The organism is Nostoc punctiforme PCC 73102, assembly GCF_000020025.1.
GTDB classification, from domain to species: domain Bacteria; phylum Cyanobacteriota; class Cyanobacteriia; order Cyanobacteriales; family Nostocaceae; genus Nostoc; species Nostoc punctiforme.
In genome coordinates, this window is sequence record NC_010632.1 from 1 (window position 1) to 17,500 (window position 17,500).

21 protein-coding genes and 1 pseudogene are annotated in these 17,500 nt (G+C 40.8%); 10 read left to right on the forward strand and 12 right to left on the reverse strand.

From position 1 onward, the window contains the following. Positions 1–243: 243 nt before the first annotated feature. From NPUN_RS39775 to NPUN_RS35225, 3 genes are all read left to right on the forward strand, one after another. Entirely contained in the window at positions 244–486 is a 243-nt protein-coding gene (locus NPUN_RS39775) for a hypothetical protein (protein WP_083782511.1), read from the forward strand. Positions 487–588: 102 nt separating this feature from the next. Then, the gene (locus NPUN_RS35220; protein WP_012413164.1) at positions 589–1,452 is read left to right on the forward strand and encodes a ParA family protein; all 864 of its coding nucleotides are present in this window, start codon (positions 589–591) and stop codon (positions 1,450–1,452) included. 1 nt (position 1,453) lies between these two features. Beyond that, positions 1,454–2,578, forward strand: a complete 1,125-nt coding sequence (locus NPUN_RS35225; protein WP_012413165.1) for a ParB/RepB/Spo0J family partition protein — start codon at positions 1,454–1,456, stop codon at positions 2,576–2,578. 40 nt (positions 2,579–2,618) lie between these two features. On the opposite strand, the pseudogene NPUN_RS35230 reads toward NPUN_RS35225, so the two are convergent. Then, positions 2,619–2,927 (reverse strand): annotated as a pseudogene (locus tag NPUN_RS35230) (AIPR family protein); the annotation flags it as partial. 172 nt (positions 2,928–3,099) lie between these two features. On the opposite strand from NPUN_RS35230, the gene NPUN_RS35235 reads away from it, so the two are divergent. The 3 genes from NPUN_RS35235 to NPUN_RS39780 are packed head-to-tail and all read left to right on the forward strand — an operon-like array spanning position 3,100 to position 4,672. Beyond that, a complete protein-coding gene (locus tag NPUN_RS35235; protein ID WP_012413167.1) occupies positions 3,100–4,050 on the forward strand; it encodes an RNA polymerase sigma factor, RpoD/SigA family in 951 nt (316 codons plus the stop codon). 13 nt (positions 4,051–4,063) lie between these two features. Further along, positions 4,064–4,369, forward strand: coding sequence for a hypothetical protein (locus tag NPUN_RS35240; RefSeq protein ID WP_012413168.1), 306 nt, complete (start codon positions 4,064–4,066; stop codon positions 4,367–4,369). Between the two features lie 54 nt (positions 4,370–4,423). After that, positions 4,424–4,672, forward strand: coding sequence for a hypothetical protein (locus NPUN_RS39780; protein ID WP_083782512.1), 249 nt, complete (start codon positions 4,424–4,426; stop codon positions 4,670–4,672). Positions 4,673–4,798: 126 nt separating this feature from the next. Here NPUN_RS39780 and NPUN_RS35245 read toward each other — a convergent pair whose 3' ends face one another. Together NPUN_RS35245 and NPUN_RS35250 are read right to left on the reverse strand one after the other, a co-directional pair. Next, positions 4,799–6,007, reverse strand: coding sequence for an AIPR family protein (locus NPUN_RS35245; protein ID WP_012413169.1), 1,209 nt, complete (start codon positions 6,005–6,007; stop codon positions 4,799–4,801). Positions 6,008–6,077: 70 nt separating this feature from the next. Continuing rightward, entirely contained in the window at positions 6,078–10,289 is a 4,212-nt protein-coding gene (locus NPUN_RS35250; protein WP_012413170.1) for a DEAD/DEAH box helicase, read from the reverse strand. Between the two features lie 678 nt (positions 10,290–10,967). Between NPUN_RS35250 and NPUN_RS44960 the strand changes: the two genes are divergently transcribed. From NPUN_RS44960 to NPUN_RS35255, 3 genes are all read left to right on the forward strand, one after another. Further along, entirely contained in the window at positions 10,968–11,117 is a 150-nt protein-coding gene (locus NPUN_RS44960) for a zinc finger domain-containing protein (protein ID WP_167315722.1), read from the forward strand. 340 nt (positions 11,118–11,457) lie between these two features. Continuing rightward, a complete protein-coding gene (locus NPUN_RS43890) occupies positions 11,458–11,622 on the forward strand; it encodes a hypothetical protein (protein WP_234711200.1) in 165 nt (54 codons plus the stop codon). 600 nt (positions 11,623–12,222) lie between these two features. After that, entirely contained in the window at positions 12,223–12,555 is a 333-nt protein-coding gene (locus tag NPUN_RS35255) for a hypothetical protein (RefSeq protein ID WP_012413171.1), read from the forward strand. 8 nt (positions 12,556–12,563) lie between these two features. Here the strand turns inward: NPUN_RS35255 and NPUN_RS35260 are convergent, their stop codons facing one another. Together NPUN_RS35260 and NPUN_RS35265 are read right to left on the reverse strand one after the other, a co-directional pair. After that, on the reverse strand, positions 12,564–12,752 hold the full coding sequence (locus NPUN_RS35260; protein ID WP_041566661.1) for a hypothetical protein: 189 nt from the start codon (positions 12,750–12,752) through the stop codon (positions 12,564–12,566). Beyond that, complete coding sequence (locus NPUN_RS35265) at positions 12,745–13,053, reverse strand: hypothetical protein (RefSeq protein WP_012413172.1); 309 nt, start codon at positions 13,051–13,053, stop codon at positions 12,745–12,747. Before NPUN_RS35265 ends, NPUN_RS35260 begins: the two co-directional genes overlap by 8 nt. A 131-nt stretch (positions 13,054–13,184) precedes the next feature. Here NPUN_RS35265 and NPUN_RS41295 point away from each other — a divergent pair, with 131 nt between their 5' ends. Further along, positions 13,185–13,388, forward strand: coding sequence for a hypothetical protein (locus tag NPUN_RS41295; RefSeq protein WP_148220493.1), 204 nt, complete (start codon positions 13,185–13,187; stop codon positions 13,386–13,388). On the opposite strand, the gene NPUN_RS35270 is transcribed toward NPUN_RS41295, so the two are convergent. The 7 genes from NPUN_RS35270 to NPUN_RS35300 form a co-directional block, all read right to left on the reverse strand. Beyond that, the gene (locus NPUN_RS35270) at positions 13,385–14,926 is read right to left on the reverse strand and encodes a hypothetical protein (protein WP_012413173.1); all 1,542 of its coding nucleotides are present in this window, start codon (positions 14,924–14,926) and stop codon (positions 13,385–13,387) included. The two genes, NPUN_RS41295 and NPUN_RS35270, sit on opposite strands and share 4 nt — an antisense overlap. Positions 14,927–14,929: 3 nt before the next feature. Next, a complete protein-coding gene (locus NPUN_RS35275; protein WP_041566662.1) occupies positions 14,930–15,217 on the reverse strand; it encodes a hypothetical protein in 288 nt (95 codons plus the stop codon). A 16-nt stretch (positions 15,218–15,233) separates the two neighbouring features. Further along, positions 15,234–15,599, reverse strand: a complete 366-nt coding sequence (locus NPUN_RS35280) for a four helix bundle protein (protein WP_012413174.1) — start codon at positions 15,597–15,599, stop codon at positions 15,234–15,236. 38 nt (positions 15,600–15,637) lie between these two features. After that, a complete protein-coding gene (locus tag NPUN_RS35285) occupies positions 15,638–16,078 on the reverse strand; it encodes a hypothetical protein (protein ID WP_012413175.1) in 441 nt (146 codons plus the stop codon). Between the two features lie 16 nt (positions 16,079–16,094). Beyond that, the gene (locus NPUN_RS35290) at positions 16,095–16,415 is read right to left on the reverse strand and encodes a hypothetical protein (protein ID WP_012413176.1); all 321 of its coding nucleotides are present in this window, start codon (positions 16,413–16,415) and stop codon (positions 16,095–16,097) included. Between the two features lie 65 nt (positions 16,416–16,480). Continuing rightward, positions 16,481–16,993, reverse strand: a complete 513-nt coding sequence (locus NPUN_RS35295; protein ID WP_012413177.1) for a hypothetical protein — start codon at positions 16,991–16,993, stop codon at positions 16,481–16,483. Further along, complete coding sequence (locus NPUN_RS35300; RefSeq protein ID WP_012413178.1) at positions 16,990–17,436, reverse strand: hypothetical protein; 447 nt, start codon at positions 17,434–17,436, stop codon at positions 16,990–16,992. Before NPUN_RS35300 ends, NPUN_RS35295 begins: the two co-directional genes overlap by 4 nt. Positions 17,437–17,500: the final 64 nt, after the last annotated feature.

The window sequence follows — 17,500 nt, forward strand, 5'->3', positions numbered from 1 at the left end:
TGTACCCCAAGGAGCCCCCATGTGTGCCCCACTTAGCAGTCATATTCTCCCAAAAGTACTGTTCTATGTTTGGGGTACATACAGCCCCCATATAGCCCCCATACAAATTTTAAAGTTTTTTCATGAGTAAAATAAAAGTGCTGCTTTTGATTGGTTAGTTAAGTATCTGAATATTTGAAAAGGCTAAGATTCAAGGAAAGCGGTTAACTACGTTCAATTATTTAAACCGCAGTAAGCTAAACAATGGCAACCAAAGAAATCTTCGTTAAAGAATACACCGTCAAAGCGCATAAACGGCAAATCCACACGCGCTTATTCAACTTCGTCTGTTGTAAGCAATGCGATCAACCCACCAGTCGTGAGACTTACGCCCCATGCCCCTTGTACTGCGAAACCTGTCGTCCACCTGCACCACCTAAGAAATCTTTAGTGGAGCCGGAGAAGAAGGGTAAGCCAAGACCCATGACTTATAAAAGTGATAAGTAGGTCAACTCTGTGGTATAAGAGCAGTCATGCCAACTCAACAAATTTTTTTTTGGTTTATTTATGGCATATTAAATCTCAGATTTTAAAATCTGAGATTAAACTTTGACAAATATATTAGAAGTAGCTGTGCCAAAAACAGAAAATCAAAAGGTAGTCTTAGCTATTCTCAGTAATGCTGGAGGTAGTGGTAAAACTACTTTAGCAACACACTTAGCTTATGAATTAGCTAATCGGAAAGTCGGTCGTCGCACTTGCTCAGTAGGACTTATTGATTTAGATCCTCAAGGCTCTCTAAGTTTATTTTGTGGATTAGAGAAACCTTCAGATCCTGAACAGTCTGTTTCTGCTGTATTATCTGATAATTTTTCAGGTAATTGGCCTTTTGTATCATGTTGGAGCAAGTACAAGCTGAAAGTGGAAGTTTGCCAAAGCATACAACAGCCTCTGCTAAAAACTGCTGATGATTTAGTTAATCATCCCCGTGGCCCTTATCTTCTAGCTGATAGTCTTAAAGATTATCCTGTAGAGCATGATTTCATAATCATTGATTGTCCTGCTACATTAGGGCGACTCAATTTAGCTGCACTTGCAGCTAGCACTCATATTCTTATCCCTATACAGCTTGAGCCAAAAAGTGCTAGTGGAGCATCTGAACTACTCCAATTTTATTTTATTGAGTGTAGAAGATTACGATTAGATCCTTACCCACAAATCATGGGAATAGTCCCTAATCAATATAGAGCAGATCAGGCTATTCATAACGAGATTTTGGCACAAATGCCGACTATTATTCAGCAGTTACAACTTAAAAATGCTCATTGTTACCCAGAGATTAGGTTTTCTTATGAGTTTAGCAATGCCTCGGGAGCAGGATTACCACTGCATCTTTATCGAAAGAGACACCCCGCTTGCAAAGACTTTGCCAAACTATCATCTGACTTATCGGCCATTATAGGAGCAAAGTAAAATGGCACGTTCAAAAGTAGATTTAACAAAAATGTTTAGTACTGCTGCTCAAATGTCAGATGCAGAAGTTGAGATCAATAAACTGCAAGTAGAAGTCGAGCGCCTGAGAGCTTTACAAGCCCCAGAGTTAGAAGCGCAAATTGCCGCGTTACGTGAACAATTAACAATGCAGTCGGGGCAACAGGAAATAGATATAACCTTAATTTGCCCCAATCCTGAGCAACCAAGAAAAACATTTTCTGCCCAAAGTATTAACTCTATGGCACGTACTTTGGAAAAAGATGGACAGCTACAGCCTGTAATTTTAATAACACAAGGTTCAGGTTTTGATTTATTTGATGGTGAAAGACGATGGCGTGCAGGAATGCAACTGAACTGGAAGACATTAAAATCTGTTGTCATGCCTCGCCCTCAAGATTTGCATAGGAAAGCACTGCTTACAACACTATATCGTGAAGACCTCAACCCTCTTGATAAAGCAGAAGCTCTTTTAAAAGAAATTTCTGAGCAAACAGAAGTTAACTTGGCAGAAGCCCCGCGTATTTTAGCTACTGCTGTTCGTCGTCTAGAATATCAAAAACGCATGAAACAGGTGGGTGAATTAATTGGAGAAAGTGATGAGAAACAAAATCAAGTTTTAAATGACCTCGATCTAAATGATGCAGAAAAGCAGATTTTCAAGGTTTTGTTAGATTTAGGTTTAAATCCAGCATCAGTGACAGCTAATGATTTTCGGATGTTATCGCTTTTTCCAGATTTGCAAGCGGCGATTCGAGATTCCAATCTTAAGGCTGCTCATGCGATGGTATTACAAAGATTGTCAGCTAAAAAGCTAGAAGTAGATGAGAAAAAAGTAGTAAAAATCAGAGTAGAAACTACCCAAAAAGTCGTTGAGCAAAATTTAACACTTCTAGAAACTCAAGAACTTGTCAATCAAATTATTTCAAATAATGCACCCAAGCCTGCTAGCGATCCAAATGATAAACAAGTAAAAAATATAATGCGTGGCTTGAAAGAGCTTAGTGTAGATAAAATTGAGCGTTCTAATCTCAAAAAGTTTCATCAATCTTTACAGCAAAAACTTAAAGAAATAGAAGCTGTACTCCAAGCGGATGATTATAGCTAATAAGACTTTAATGCTGTTTAAGTTTGACAACTAACCGAGGGTGTTGCAGAAAATCTTCAGCGAATTCGTTAAGCGGCAGAATCCATTTATAGTCTTGATCCAAAAACACCCGATACGATGCAATTATCGGTAGTGCTAAGTCCGTTGGCCTACCAAACCCAAATGAGTATTTACTGTCAGGGAGCAAAGTAGTTTTGCGTATATCAATAGATGCTAAATCGTTGACACCCTTTCTTCTGGGGTTACTAATATGATCTTGGATGATTTCATAGAGTCTTTGGTCTATCCACAAGGCTTGAGAGAGTAAAGGCAGTAGGGCAGTTAATCTTTCCCTCTCAGTGTCGCTAATTTAAGTTAATTAGAGTTGAGTTGGTCTTGAACTTGTGCAATCAGAAAATCTAAAATTATCTAAGCGGGACAGTTTATCTTTCACTAATTAACTGTAACAAGGCTTCAGTTGATATCTTGCCACTAATATCAGTAGCTTTATTAGAACTTCATTCATCATTCACTAATCTATAATGCTCAGTCCAACTACCGACTCAGTTCGCTCCTACCTTAAAGAAATCGGTCGCTATCCTCTGCTGACTCCTGACCAAGAAATTACAAACGCTCGACTCGTGCAGCAGATGATGGCGGTTGAAGAACAGCGCTCAAACCTCGCACTTCAACTCAACCGCCAACCAACTGACTTGGAATTAGCTACGTCGCTTGGGCAAAACGAAGCTGAACTACAATCAGTCATCCAACAAGGCCAAAAGGCTAAACAGAAAATGGTGACAGCTAACCTGCGTCTAGTGGTTTCTGTTGCCAAAAAATACCAGAACTACAGTTTAGATTTTCTTGACTTGCTGCAAGAAGGGGCGCTGGGGCTGCAACGAGGGATTGAAAAGTTTGACCCTAACAAAGGCTACAAACTATCAACCTATGTTTATTGGTGGATCACGCAATCGATAACACGGGCTGTAGCAGATAAGTCTCGCACTATCCGTCTGCCAATCCATATAAACGAAAAATTAAACAAAATCAGGAGAGTACAGCAGCAACTATCTCAATCTTTGGGTCGCCCTCCAGTTGTGGCAGAAATTGCCGAATCGTTGAATCTATCGCCCAATCAAATACGGGAATATCTTCAGATTTCTAAGCCTCTAGTCTCCTTAGAAAAGCGAGTGGGAGATGAGGGTGAAAGTGAACTAGCCGATATTTTGCCGATGGATGGCATTTCTCTAGATGAGCAAATAACTCTTGAGTCTCTACAGCAGGACTTAGCCAAGTTGCTGGCATTGCTTAAGCCAAGGCAACGAGAAGTATTGACTTTACGTTTTGGATTGTCAGATAATCAGCAGTTGACTTTGAGTCAAGTTGCAAAACGCCTAAACCTAAGTCGAGAAACAATTCGTAAAACTGAACATCTTGCTCTCTCTATTTTGCGCTCTCATCAAAATAAAATTAAAGACTATCTTCTTAATTAAGTGTTTCATTTGTATGAGCAAAACCCGCTACTCCAAAGATTGGAAACAAATCGCTACAGCTGTAAAAGATGCTTCCAATTGGCGCTGTACCAAGTGCGATCGCATCTGCTTGCGCCCTGGTGAGAAACCATCAGAGCTAACTCTATCCCAACGCCGGGTTTATAACCTTCAAGTACACCATTACAACTTCGACCCATCTGATAACCGAAAAGAAAACTTGGGCTGTCTTTGCAGTGGCTGCCATCTTCACTATCACCGATTTAGACGAGGCAATATTTCACCTGGGCAATTGTCACTGTTTCAATTAAATGATGCATGAATATATTGCTATCTAAAAACTATCCTTATAAATAGAACACCGATTACAGAACCGATGCCCAGCAAAACTATTGATGTCCGAGAGTACACCGTCAGAGCGCACAAGCGGGAAATTCACACCCGCGTTTTCAACTTCGTATGTAAGCAGTGCGAACAACCCACGCAAAGAGAAACTTTTGGTGTGCGACCTCTATATTGCGAGAAATGCCGTCCGCCACAAGCACCCAAGAAATCAGTAGTCCCGATAGACAAGAGGAAACCCAGAGCGATGAACTACAAAAGCGGGAAAGGCATTGCGGGGTAATATTTTTGTTTTAAGGTGGAGGCGATCGCAGGCTTTTTTGGTAAACCTCCAAACGCTCTCTAAACAAATATTTGCCCAGCCAAAAAGCCGGAACAAGTAGTATGATTTCTCTCCAGCTTACTGGTTTTAACCTGAAGTCAACGTTAATTTCTGACGCTGATTGCCAGAGTTAACCATTTTCACCAAGGAAGAATTCAAATAGCTTTGCGCCGAAATATACAAGCTTTCCCAAATGTCTTGGTTACGGCTAATTTTCGTACCTACGGTATTTCCTGCTGTTTTCTCCGACACTAAATATTTACGGAAATAGTTCGTCCACAAGTGTTGCAGAAAATCTTCGGCGAATTCGTTAAAGGGCAGAATCCATTTATAATCTTGATCCAAAAACACTCGATAGGATGCAATTATCGGTAATACCAGGTCAGTTGGCGCACCAAACCCGAATGAATACTTGCTGTCCGGCAACAACGTCGTTTTACGTATATCAATAGATGCTAAATCATTAACACCCTTTCTTCTGGGGTTGCTAATATGATCTTGGATGATTTCATAGAGTCTTTGCTCTATCCACAAGGCATGAGTTAGTAGAGGTAGCAGGGCAGTTAATCTTTCCCTCTCAGTGTCGCTAATTTGAGAGGGGATACTCATACCTGCCGGGTGCTTGGTTCGTTTATTGCTGTCGGGGTTGTATTTATTTCTGTCCAGGCAGTAAAGGAGCTTCAGCAAATGGGTTACATTGCACTGGGCATTTCTGGGAGCGCCACTTTGATTCTGGTAATAGGCAATGCGGAATTTTCTATCTTCTGCCTTTTCTAACTGAGCTAAATACTGCTTGATGAATTTGTAATCCCCCCTGGCGTTGACTTTAGAGCGAGAATCTACTGGCGTTGTTGTATTTGATGCCAGGGCGATATCTTTGGCTTCATCTTCCACTAACCCAATGTGGATAGTGACTTTGACTCTAGCTTGGCTTAGGTCGTATTTGTAATTCTTCGCCTGCTCAAAAGCTAAAACTGTATGACCACCGTTAATAATCCCATCGCTTCCTCCCTCACTAGCTTCTAAGACTTCTAGTTCAAGTTCGGTTTTATTTTTATTGGGTTTAATTTTATTTACACACAGGGTTATTCCACTGTGACGCGAGAAGAATTTATCTGGTTGTGTCGTCACTGAGTCGAAGATTTGCCTGTATGTCGCACTTTTGCGGTTTGGTTCCCTGATGTTTGGTTCTAGCGGTAGGTCTGTAGGGAATGTGTCTACATGGGCAGTGGCGATAATGCAATTAGGTGCGGCTTGAAAATAGCTATCTATTTTTAAGTTCCAAGTCTTGGGCATAGTTGATTAGAGTTAAGTTGGTCTTGAACTTGTACAAACAGAAAATCTAAAATTATGCAATCAGAACAGCTTATCCTTGACTAATTAACTGTAACAAGGCTTCCGTTGATATCTTGCCACTCATATCAGTACCTTCTAAGAGACTGTCTGCTAAATCTCGCTTTTGGTGATGCAGTTGCACAATCTTTTCTTCAATAGTATCTTTTGCAACTAGACGATAAATTGTCACTGGGCGTTGTTGCCCAATCCGATGAGCGCGGTCTGAAGCTTGGTCTTCCACAGCGGGATTCCACCAAGGGTCTGTATGGATGACATAATCAGCAGCAGTCAGATTGAGTCCTGTACCTCCGGCTTTGAGACTAATAAGAAAGACATCCCCTGAACCAGCCTGAAACGCATCCACCCGTTTTTTACGCTCTGCCACTGAAGTACTGCCATCTAGATATTGATAATTAATCCCTTGCTGTTCGAGGTAATCGCGGATAATGTGCAAATGGTCAACAAACTGACTAAACACTAACGCCTTATGACGATTTTCCAGCAGTTCACCCAGCACCTCACCAAAAAGTTGCAACTTAGAACTGGGTAATACAGTATCAGGCATCACTAAACTAGGATTACAACAAGCGCGACGTAATTTCATAATCTCAGCCAAAACTTGCAAATGTTTCTTTCCAGCATCTGCATCACTTTCGGTAAGTTTAGATATTGCTTGACGGCGCAATGCCTCATAAAATGCCTTTTCTTCTCGACTTAACTCTACATGAAGGAGAATTTCGGTACGAGATGGCAACTCTTCTAACACCTGATTTTTTGTCCGACGCAACAGAAATGGTTGAATCAGTTTTTTGAGTTTATTACGTGCAAGTTTATCCTGATATTTTTCAATTGGGACGGCAAAGCGTTGATTGAAGCTTTCAAATGAACCCAATAATCCAGGATTAATAAAGCGGAACAAATTCCACAACTCACCCAGGTGATTCTCAATGGGAGTCCCAGTAGTCAGCAACTTAAAATTAGATTTTAGGTTCATGGCTGCCTGAGAACGTTTAGTGGTCATATTTTTAATCGCCTGGGCTTCATCCAGGACAATAGTTTGCCAGTGTACAACAGAGAGCATTTGAGCTACTTCTTCCTGCTGTAATAAACCATAGCTGCATACCAACATATCTAACGGTTGTAACCCATCCAATAATTTTTGGCGGTTAGCACCAGAAAATTGAATAATATTGAGGGTTGGGGCAAACTTCTGCGCTTCACTCACCCAATTCATGCACACAGAAGTGGGGGCAATAATTAGGGTTGGCCCTTCATGGGCATTTCTGAGAATGACCGCCAATGCCTGCAAGGTCTTACCGAGTCCCATTTGGTCTGCCAAACAAGCTCCTACACCCCAATGTGCCAAACGCGCCAGCCAACAAAAACCCTCCATCTGGTAGTCACGTAGTTCTGCTTGAAGGGTAGATGGCAGTTCTGGCTGGAGGTTTTTTACCTCATGGAGATGCTCTCTATGTGTTTTCCAGTGTTTATCTGCTTTTACCTTACCTACCTCATCGACAAAATCTTCTAACCCTAATGTTGCCAATGGGTGAAAACGAATACCTTTATTATGCTTTTCCGAAAACATCCGTAATTCGTCGAGGCGTTTCCGAAAAGCTTGAGTTAAAGCCAGAAATTGACCATCACCAAGGGGGATAAATCGGCTGGGGGTTTTCTCCAACAGTTCCAGGAGTTGCTGCATATCTAGCACAAGGTCGTTATTCAATTTCAACTCACCAGTGGCTGCAAACCAGTCTTGCTGACGTTGAATTGATAAATTAAAGTCTTTCAGGTCGGCATTGTGGCTAATATGCAGCTTTTCTCCTTCTGGCCACGCCATGACTACTTTATTTCCCAGCGCTTGCAGTTCTAGCAGCAGTTCTAAACATGACTCTGGGTCAACTATTACCCATTCACCATCTTGTTCTTCACTTTGAGCCAAGGTGGGACAGGCGGCTACAGCGTCGGCGGCAAGTTGCTTCTCAAGAGAAAGATTTCGTCTGGTTTGGAAACGTTTACCCTCAATCTCAGCAATGACAGTTTCACCACCTGTACCAGGACGAAAGTAAGGGCCACCTTGGGTAAAAGGGCGCGACAACAGGGTGATTTTCAAGCCGACATTGGCAGGTAAAAGGTGAATATGGGGTAGAGTCTGGGCGGGTACTTCTTCTGCACCTTCTGAGCCGCCACCAATGTCAGAATGCACTGTGACGATGCCAGAAACGGCATTTATGGCTGCTAAAACTTGCTTTTCGGCGAAGGCAGGTACGTTTAATTTATTATCCTTACCTATAATCTGTGCGATGCGTCTGTGTTCGGTTGTAATTTCAATAACTTTGATGCGAGTTGGGGTTTCTTTGATATGCAGAATATTCTGTGATTCTGGTAATTTGGGAGAAAATTCCAAGGTGAGACGACCAAGTTTTTCTTTTTTAACTAGTAGTTCCGGTTCTCCCTTGACGATTTCTACACGAATATTGGGCATATCTTCCCAAAAAACTAAGGGGTGTCCAATTAAGGCAGAGATGGCTTTTTCGCCGAAGGTATAATCAACTTTGCCATAATAGCCCTCACTATATACCTCAATACAACTGCATACCCGCATATCTTGGGGCGTGACGTAATCAAACTCAGCTAATCCACTGCTCAGGCGTTTGAGGGCTATAGGGCGACCTTTACTCCATTCTCCTTTGGCATTAACTTTTTGTTCCTTTGGTTGTAAGACACATTTGCTGGGATAGAAAGTAATGAACCATGCTAAACGCAGTTGGGATTCTGGTTTTAGAGATGTTTGTGGTTGTTTTTGGAGATTTGCTAAGGCATTGAGGCACATTTCCCAAGCCTCTTGGGGTCGAATTAGGTCTACGATGGTTTGAATATTGCTATCTTCTCGCAGTGCTTCTGCTTCTTTTTGATACTTACTACTAGGTTTAAGCCGGGATAGGAGTTCTGCGGTTTCCATTGCCAACCAGTGATAACCGGAGGCGAACGAGCGCTGATATAATGGCTCTAATAACTTAGGTAAGCGTTTTTTCGCACCCTCAGCATCCATCCAGTAAAGGCATAGTGAACAAAACAATGTTTGTAAGCTATTTTCTTCTTCTACTGAAGAGATATGGGCGCTAAGTACAAATTGTTTTTGAGTAATATCACCCTGGTGTACTTGCAGCACTGTTTTCAATCTGCCATAAATAAACCTGAGCCAATGATCTCCTTGACGAGACATTAAATTGGTGTATTCTTCTGCTTCTTTGAGGCGTTGTGCTGAACCATCTTTTAACAACGCCAGGATAAAAAATAAGCCCCCCATTGTATTGAAATATATTTGGCGTTTGCCTGTAGCCTTTTTTATCGCTTTCAGGGCATCTGTATAATATTTTATGGCTTGCTCATTCTCACCCCGTAGAAAACTTAACCAACCCCAAAAGATAGCAGCGTTATTTTGATATTCATTCGATACCCGCTCCAGACTTTCTTGCGCTTCTTGGGTACAGCCCTGTAACAGCAGTTGTTCTGTTAAAATCAGGTGCAGATAATCAGAACAATGTTTTCCACCTGTTGAACATTGTTCTGACAGCATCATTAAAGCATCCTCAGACACAGACAATTTTAATGCACAATTCAGGAAGATACTTGATATCCCACTTTCATATAATCCTTGGGGTAAGGTGTTAAACCCATCTGCATCAAATGGGTTATTAAATATCTGCTCGAAAATATTTTCTATTACTAGCTTTTCTTCACTATCAGCATACTTCTGGTAATCTTCAATTTGCTTATTAATAAAGTTAAGGTCTTGACGATAAATACCAATGCGGATTTCTCTGATACACTGGCGCAGACTGTAGAATATCCGAGAATCATGGTTCCAATGAGTACGTATAGGGAACTTTGACTCTACTGCTATTACTTGGATTTCAAACTGTCCAGTTTGTACAGCATGACGAGTAGCAATTTCTGTGAGTAGCGGATGACATTCAGGGCTTTGCCTGCCTGACTGCACTAGCAAACCTACTTTTAACAATTTATCAATTTGGGGACTGAGAGTTTTAGTAACCCAAAGTTTATTCTTTTCATCTAAAGCACCCATTTTGCTAAGACAGCTTAGAAGTGAATTTTTGTCCACAGGTGCATAAATTATCGCCAAAAGCTGGATAACTTTTTGTACAGAACTATCTAAATCAAAGTATTGATTCGCAAGTTTTGTTTGAAGATTTGTAGTATCATTTGCCAATTTAGTCATAACTACTTATTTAATTGTTTAAATAATTTTATTAAATTAAGTTTCTGTCTATGAGCCGCTTCTAATTGTGAATGATAGGCAGACCGTTCAGCTTTTCGTCCAAGTTGAAAATAAGCTATTTTTACTTTTTTGAGCCAGTTAACCACAGCCTCATAACAGTACCAAGTTTCTCCTGCATAGTCTCGAATTTTACCATAGTCTCGAAACCACGGTCTGATTTTAGGTCTAATTTTAAAAGTAATAATGCCAGCAGTTAAGGCAGTAGCATTATCCTCTAATCCTTTGAGCTAAATTGCTAGTCCAAGCAGTAAATTCATACAAACAGTTATCTGATACATATATACCAGTAAGACATATTGACAATGTTTTAACCAGATAGCTATCTTCTGGCAGTATTTTTGCCAGGGCAAAACCCTCCCCTGCTCTTACGTGAGGATTTTAATTTTAGCCGCAGACATCGCCTCTTCTACTCTTCCCAAAGCTGCTAATTGCCTCAGTACAAAAAGTTGAGGTAATTCCACCTGCCTCAAAACGAATACTAGCTTGATATCGTGTTATTTTGTTTTTTGGTGTCCGACCGCAGGACTTTGGAAAAATGCTGCCCTCCTCAACCTCCCAAGCAATTGATCGCACGTTCAAAGTGGGAATACTCAATTTATGTAGTTGAGGTTATTTCCAATGGCGGATAAACAAGAGATTAAATGTACATACTGCTTTGGCAAAGGTAAAATAGAACAACCCGAATCAATAGGTTCATCTCCCATACCACAATATAAAACTTGTAGCTATTGTAGTGGAACTGGAAAAATTATTAAGAAAAAGTCGTAGAAATATCTAGTTTACGTCATTCGGGCATAACAAACTCCTACTCTCTCATTCTCTGTGACGGAAGAATAAGGACTTTTTGATGCGGTCTGTGGGCAATCGGATATATATTTTTGCTCAGATTGGGATTGTAGGCAGGTTGTAGTCCATTGTCGATGCTGTGAGGTTGGGGAAAATGTCGGGATAGGTAGGTGATTTTGACGACATCTCTGTGAGTGAGAATTTTTTCCGGCTAGGAGGCGATTCGGAAGATTCATAGGTAGGTGATTTTGACGACATCTCTGTGAGTGAGGAAGCAACCCCAAAAGACTCTGTTGGCAGACCGTTTAATGCCCGGTAAGCAATGAGTTCATCTGTGCAAATAGTCCATTGTGGCACTTCCACATCAGAAGAGGGGCAATCAGTTCCAGCGTGCGTTTTTCCTTATCCACCGACGGTAGAACGTCCTCCCGCCGAGGAAGACGCAAAATCCAGCGTTCTCCATCAGTGTCCTTATTTAGTTTCTTGAGCAAAGATGCACTATTATTAGTTTTTTGAAAAAAGTGTGAGGAACTACAGTCAATTATTGGGAAATTGAGTGTACTATAAAGCTATTAAAGGGGGGTGTGGAATTGAAAAAATTATACTAAGGGAATGTGAGAATATTAAAACTTATTTATCCAGTGTAATTGGCGCGTTTACACAATTAGAATTAATGCAAACTAAAAATTTAATTTAAAACTGGTATGAACTCCAGAGACATTTATTTATTCAGATGGCTTGTGACTTTATTCTAGACATCTTAAACAACAGATGGGCTTGAATTCAATTGGTCGAATTGCTGTCAATGCGTAAGTTATAACCCCGGTTGAAGGCAATGGAATGCTGCTAGCTAACTTCATCATTGCCGTTAATGGTAACGAAAGAGAACAAGTACTACCCTACTTGATAAAGTAAAACTGAAAACTTTGAAACTGGTAGACACATAAAAACTTAAGGTACTGACTAGTGATTAAAATTACGATTCACTCGTAAATAAGAATTGGTACTCTATTCTAAATATCTAAGTTGAAGGCACTTATTTTACAAGAACTTGCTTTCCAGAACTATCTTGCAGTAGGTTTCTAAAATGACACTTTTTAAATTAGTGTTTGAACTGATAGCAGACTTATTCCTTCGCTATCGCCAGTGGTATCGGCGTATCTGTGGCGGTACTTGGCACTATGTTGTGGTCTATTTATGTAAAGAAACTTACGACTGGCATGAGGATTCTATTCTAAAGCCTTTATACTACTGGCACAACGAAGACATTCTAGACCCCTCAGAGATTGAATTACAAACAGAGGATTGGGGAGAAAAACGGTTTGAGTGTATGGCTAAGGTTGAAACACGAGATGTTCAAACCCTTCATGAGTCCACTTACAATAGCTCAGTCTATGGGAGAAGTTTTAACGAGGATTGAAACACCACTTAAACCTCTAAAACCTTGTGAAAAATCTCCTGGCTGGAAAAAAGGACAGCCAGGTCATAATAATTACAAATGACGTAAAGTTGGGCATTTCGGCGCAAGAACATCTGCTGATTATGCCGCCGTCTAATCTCCTCTTCAGTCAGGTGTAACTGTTCTGAAAAGCTCAAATCATCGTATTGGTTATACATCTTCGTGAACTCCAATAAAACTAAAGTATTCGGCTGAAAGTTCCATCAAGTATTTCAGAGCCAAGCAATCACCATAATTTGTATATATTTGAGCGATCGCCTGGAGGATGAACGGAATATTATCCGGTGTGACATTTTGGAACTGAATGGCTAAATTAAATGCTGAGTTTTCATCTTCTGGCTCTAGGGGTTGTGCGTCAGTCCACACAATTAAACCTCGCTTATCCAGTTCTGCTAAAGAAATATCGTTTAGAGCATCCACAACGGAATCAGGTGCATATTTTATTAATAGCTTAATCACCAAATAACACCTCCATAAAGTAATTGATATCCCAGCCTCAATCTGGTAATAAATTCGTCAGTATTACGATTGTCCCAAACAGGATTACTACGGCTTTTTATCCAGTTGATTGGACTATGACAAACATCATCATGACAACGGTAGCACGTAGGAAATGTAGATTGACCAATGATGTCATTGCCGTAGTAAGCGTGATGGATTTCTTCGCTTTTTCTAGTCAGACAAACTACACAATAATTGTGGGTTTTCCGGTGAGCGATGCCTACGGCGGGCTACACCAACGCTACTTGCTTCCTATACTTCTTGGGATCACCATATCGAGCGTTCCAGTTTAATTGTCGTGAAAGCCGAGATTTTCTAGTAATAGAGTCACCCCCTTTTCGTTTAACTCTTGCCCTGTTAATTCGTGCCACTTTTGTTTGATTTCCTGAAAATGTGGTCTTCTCCCTAATTCTGTTGCCCATTTTCTAATTTCTTCATACCAGTCAACCTGCTGCTGTGAGGATTGCTGATTATTTTTAGAACTATTAACAGTGTCATTATTCGGCTTGGAATCTTGTTTTTGTTCCAGACCTTTGATATCAAATTCCGGGATTAGGGCAACAAAGGGATTACCACGAGTTGGAATTACTAGGGCATATCGAACTCCGGCTTTATCCAACATTTCGCAAGCCTGTCGCAAGATTTCAAGAATTTCTTTTTTGACATTCAGAAAATCCTGGGGATGGTCAAGGATATAACTCGATGTCTGCCCTACAGCAATAAAGCAAACGTTTTTCAGAGATGGGCGACTAAATCCGGTTTCTCCAGAGAGCGGGGACTGGCCCATAAACACCCCATGTCCTTTAAGTCCGGCGGTGAATTTGATGATATAGTTCCAAAAACCTTGCAAGTCTTTGGCAGTATCAGCATCAACCATTCCTGGAAGTCCCTTGCCACCACCATAAACACTATCTACTTCATCCTGAGCAAGAAATAATTCGGGAACACCGTGACATTCACCACCAACAATTGATACTCTTGCTTTCTGCTTGTCAATTTGGTCTGTGGCAAAGGTAATCCAATCTCTTAACGCTTTCATACCGTCAAACTTACGGCTGAACTTGCACAACCATCTGGTGACATCATCTTTTGGATCGCTGCCGATGACAATTGCTGGCGTTTGAGATTTTGCACCAATTTTGTTGATAATCACCCCAGCCAGCGTAGACTTCCCAGATTGTGTACCACCAGATAGGTAAAAATGGTGATTACTGCGAAGAGTCATATTTTGATTAGATGCAGCATCACACAGTTCATCAATCCAAGCACTATCAATTCTGATGTATTCAGGATAATTAGCTGCGATCGCTTGCAGAACTTTCATTGCACCTGGATTGATGATGCTCTGTACAAACTCTTCATCAATGTCAGCAATATCAGGATTGGGAATACCAGTCCGCGAAGGTTGGTGTTGTGCTGGTGGTTCGGGCAGAGTTACCAAGCCTTGCAACTGGTATTCAGCTATCCACCGGGGGCGCTCAGTAATGGGCAGACGATTCACATAATCAGCAACTCTGCGTTTGGCATCAATCGCTGTAGTTACATAATTGTATGCTGCTTGACCTTGCAAATGTTGTTTGAGTGCTTTCAAATCAGCTTCTAGCAAAGATTTGTAAACTTTTTCCTTACTTTCGCTGATTTGGGCAGATACCCCAAACAAACCAGCACTAATCGTCCCAGCGCCGAGTAAGATTCCGGTTGTTATTCTGTCAGTATTTAAGAAAAAAGGAGCAGACAGACATAACACTGCACTCGCTCCTAAACTGCATAAGATAGTCCGTTCTGCATGAATTACACTACTGGCAGTTAGTCGTTCTAATTCAAAACCCATAAATTATCGCACCCCCAACGCAACACCAGCACAAACTAAAGTCAGAAAGGCAAACAGAAATATTACCCCAGGCATCAAGCCGATGGTAAAAGTTTTGCGGTTAAATCCAAAACCTTTAACGACTAAACCGCCAAAGTTGAATAACCCCAGAAATATGCAGCAGATAGAGATTATGCCGATAAACCAAAGAATGTACTTACTAACGGGGCTGGCAACCGATAAATAACCCATAAACATAGAAAAGCCAACCCCGCACACTGCATATCCTATATGAAAGAGCTTGATTTGCATAATCAGAATCCAGAAGTCAGGAGCCAGGAGTCAGAATGGAATTAGAATAACTTGTAAGCAGTTTACTAACTTCTTCAAGTAGCAGCATTAATTCTGACATATCACCATATTTCAGATCACTTGACAGAATTAAATAATAGCGACACTCTTCTAAAGAGCCTTGAGCAATATTCATAAATTTCGCTTTATCTGCTAATCCTTTTTTCTTAAAGCCTTCCGCAATATTTGCTGGAATAGAAATTGCTGCTCTTCTAAACTGTGATGTAAGCCCATATATTTCTGATTTAGGAAACTCATTAGTTATTCGATACACTGATAAAACAAACCGATGCGCTTTTTGCCAAACTATCAAATCTTGAAATGTTCTTGCTGGTTGTCTCATTTGTTCTGACTCCTGACTTCTGACTCCTGACTCCTGATCTAGAACCTGAAACTATCTCCCACTTCATCAAATGCTTTCTCGTATCCTCCGAGTTGACGCTGCTGTTCAATAGAACCAAAGGCATGACGGATCACTGCCTCCCCATGTAATCCCCTGGTTCGCTGCAAATCTTCCTCAACCTTCATGGCTTCTTGGGAATATGCCAATTGGTTTTTATACATCTCTGCCAAAGATTGCAACTGTTTGAGCTTGTGCCGGGAGAACTTTGTATGTAGCCACTTCTGTGCTTTTAAATTGCCAGCCACTTCTGCTTCATCCAGAACCTGCTGTGCTGTAGTGTAAGCTGGCAATGTGTAGCGATCGCGGATTGATGAAGGTAAATTACCCTCAATTTGTGTTGCATCACCCACCCTTAAATCTGTTGACACTACTCCATCACCTTTACCGCCAAATAAACCAGGAAGCCATTTTCCTAACATTCTTTTCTCCCCCCTACTACTTAAAATTGGTATAAGTTTGCTGAACTTGTTGCACCTGCGACCCGATATAACGGGTTATGCCATATATCCCCATAAAGGAAAACATCAATACAGTAAAGGCTGCGATCGCAGTTTGAGCCATCATCCCTCGCTGCATCAGTTCCTCAATCTGCCTATTAGATTGCGATCGCACCTTTGACTCATCAATAAGTTGCTGGACGACTAGGAACTCTTCTGTTGTCAGGTTTTCGAGTGTTAAACCGGACAGATTCAATTCGCCGTCCTTCTTCAGGTGAATATTTAATGCTTTGCGATGGGTTTGGTCTTGTTGCTCCATATATTGCCACGCCCAAAACGAGGGTTAATAGCAGCAGATTTAGTACTGCTGCTACCAAGATGAATTTATTCGGTCGCATCTGCATTGCTAGCAGAGAGATAGAGCGATGTAATCTCCTGACCGAACCGAAAAAAGGCTTCTGGTTCTCCCTGGAATTCTTTGGCGAACTGTGCTACTTCTGCTAAATACTCGTTAGAAACATTAGCTAAAGTTTCGATTGTTTCAACTGCCTCCTTGTGAGCAAACTCGCGTGTCCCTTGGGTAATTGCAGAATTAAAAGATTGAATCTCTGCTAACGACTGCTTGGCCTGATTGGCAAGTGAAGTTTTATAATCACTCATGCTCTGTTGAGCTTTATTGGTTTTGGCAGTACGTTTGGTAGTTTTAGCTGTTTTACCATTGCTAGAAACAATTAAATTACTAGCTTTTTTGAGTGCCACAAGTTCGTCAGAGATGGCAATAATTTCTGCCTCAGTAATCGCATCAGGATCTACGCTTTTGTTTTGTAAGTACAAGCGTAGTTCTTCAGAACTCATTTCGATTCCATTAGCAATGAGAAGTTCTTGTAAATCGTTCATGAAGTGGCTCCTATTGATTTAGGTTGACGAAATTTGAATTTAGTTTGAGAAGCAATTTTTTTGACCCATTGCTGAATTTCAAATTCGGTGTAAATCTTATCTACGGAAAATGGCACTCCAATTTCTTGACCCCATCTGTAAATTGTCGGTTTTGATGGTCGCGGTTCTAGTCTTTGTAATGCTTCAAAGAGTTGAGCGCCGTTGCATGACAATTGTGGCAAGTTTGAACAAATAAATTCGTAGCGTTGAACATCTGATAATCGAATGGTGCGATTGGGATTTAAAAGCTTCAGTTGAGCATAAGCTCTTACCAGCAGAATTACCCCAGCTTTGGCACTGGTGGTATCAGATATTTCTAATCGACGAAGAATTCTTGGCCAAGTGTAATCACTAACTTGACCAACAATTTTTTCATATTCGTTCCTCAGAATTGTTCCTGCCATAGAAACAGCCGTAACATCTTTGCAATTCTAGATTAACATAAATAACCTATCTATAATCCTATAG

Bases quoted from the DNA above. Each gene is read 5' to 3' on its own strand.
- NPUN_RS39775 (WP_083782511.1), top strand. From the start codon at position 244: ATGGCAACCAAAGAAATCTTCGTTAAAGAATACACCGTCAAAGCGCAT.
- NPUN_RS35225 (WP_012413165.1), top strand. From the start codon at position 1,454: ATGGCACGTTCAAAAGTAGATTTAACAAAAATGTTTAGTACTGCTGCT.
- NPUN_RS35235 (WP_012413167.1), top strand. From the start codon at position 3,100: ATGCTCAGTCCAACTACCGACTCAGTTCGCTCCTACCTTAAAGAAATC.
- NPUN_RS35240 (WP_012413168.1), top strand. From the start codon at position 4,064: ATGAGCAAAACCCGCTACTCCAAAGATTGGAAACAAATCGCTACAGCT.
- NPUN_RS39780 (WP_083782512.1), top strand. From the start codon at position 4,424: ATGCCCAGCAAAACTATTGATGTCCGAGAGTACACCGTCAGAGCGCAC.
- NPUN_RS35245 (WP_012413169.1), bottom strand. From the start codon at position 6,007: ATGCCCAAGACTTGGAACTTAAAAATAGATAGCTATTTTCAAGCCGCA.
- NPUN_RS35250 (WP_012413170.1), bottom strand. From the start codon at position 10,289: ATGACTAAATTGGCAAATGATACTACAAATCTTCAAACAAAACTTGCG.
- NPUN_RS44960 (WP_167315722.1), top strand. From the start codon at position 10,968: ATGGCGGATAAACAAGAGATTAAATGTACATACTGCTTTGGCAAAGGT.
- NPUN_RS43890 (WP_234711200.1), top strand. From the start codon at position 11,458: ATGAGTTCATCTGTGCAAATAGTCCATTGTGGCACTTCCACATCAGAA.
- NPUN_RS35255 (WP_012413171.1), top strand. From the start codon at position 12,223: ATGACACTTTTTAAATTAGTGTTTGAACTGATAGCAGACTTATTCCTT.
- NPUN_RS35260 (WP_041566661.1), bottom strand. From the start codon at position 12,752: ATGTATAACCAATACGATGATTTGAGCTTTTCAGAACAGTTACACCTG.
- NPUN_RS41295 (WP_148220493.1), top strand. From the start codon at position 13,185: ATGACAACGGTAGCACGTAGGAAATGTAGATTGACCAATGATGTCATT.
- NPUN_RS35270 (WP_012413173.1), bottom strand. From the start codon at position 14,926: ATGGGTTTTGAATTAGAACGACTAACTGCCAGTAGTGTAATTCATGCA.
- NPUN_RS35275 (WP_041566662.1), bottom strand. From the start codon at position 15,217: ATGCAAATCAAGCTCTTTCATATAGGATATGCAGTGTGCGGGGTTGGC.
- NPUN_RS35280 (WP_012413174.1), bottom strand. From the start codon at position 15,599: ATGAGACAACCAGCAAGAACATTTCAAGATTTGATAGTTTGGCAAAAA.
- NPUN_RS35285 (WP_012413175.1), bottom strand. From the start codon at position 16,078: ATGTTAGGAAAATGGCTTCCTGGTTTATTTGGCGGTAAAGGTGATGGA.
- NPUN_RS35290 (WP_012413176.1), bottom strand. From the start codon at position 16,415: ATGGAGCAACAAGACCAAACCCATCGCAAAGCATTAAATATTCACCTG.
- NPUN_RS35295 (WP_012413177.1), bottom strand. From the start codon at position 16,993: ATGAACGATTTACAAGAACTTCTCATTGCTAATGGAATCGAAATGAGT.
- NPUN_RS35300 (WP_012413178.1), bottom strand. From the start codon at position 17,436: ATGGCAGGAACAATTCTGAGGAACGAATATGAAAAAATTGTTGGTCAA.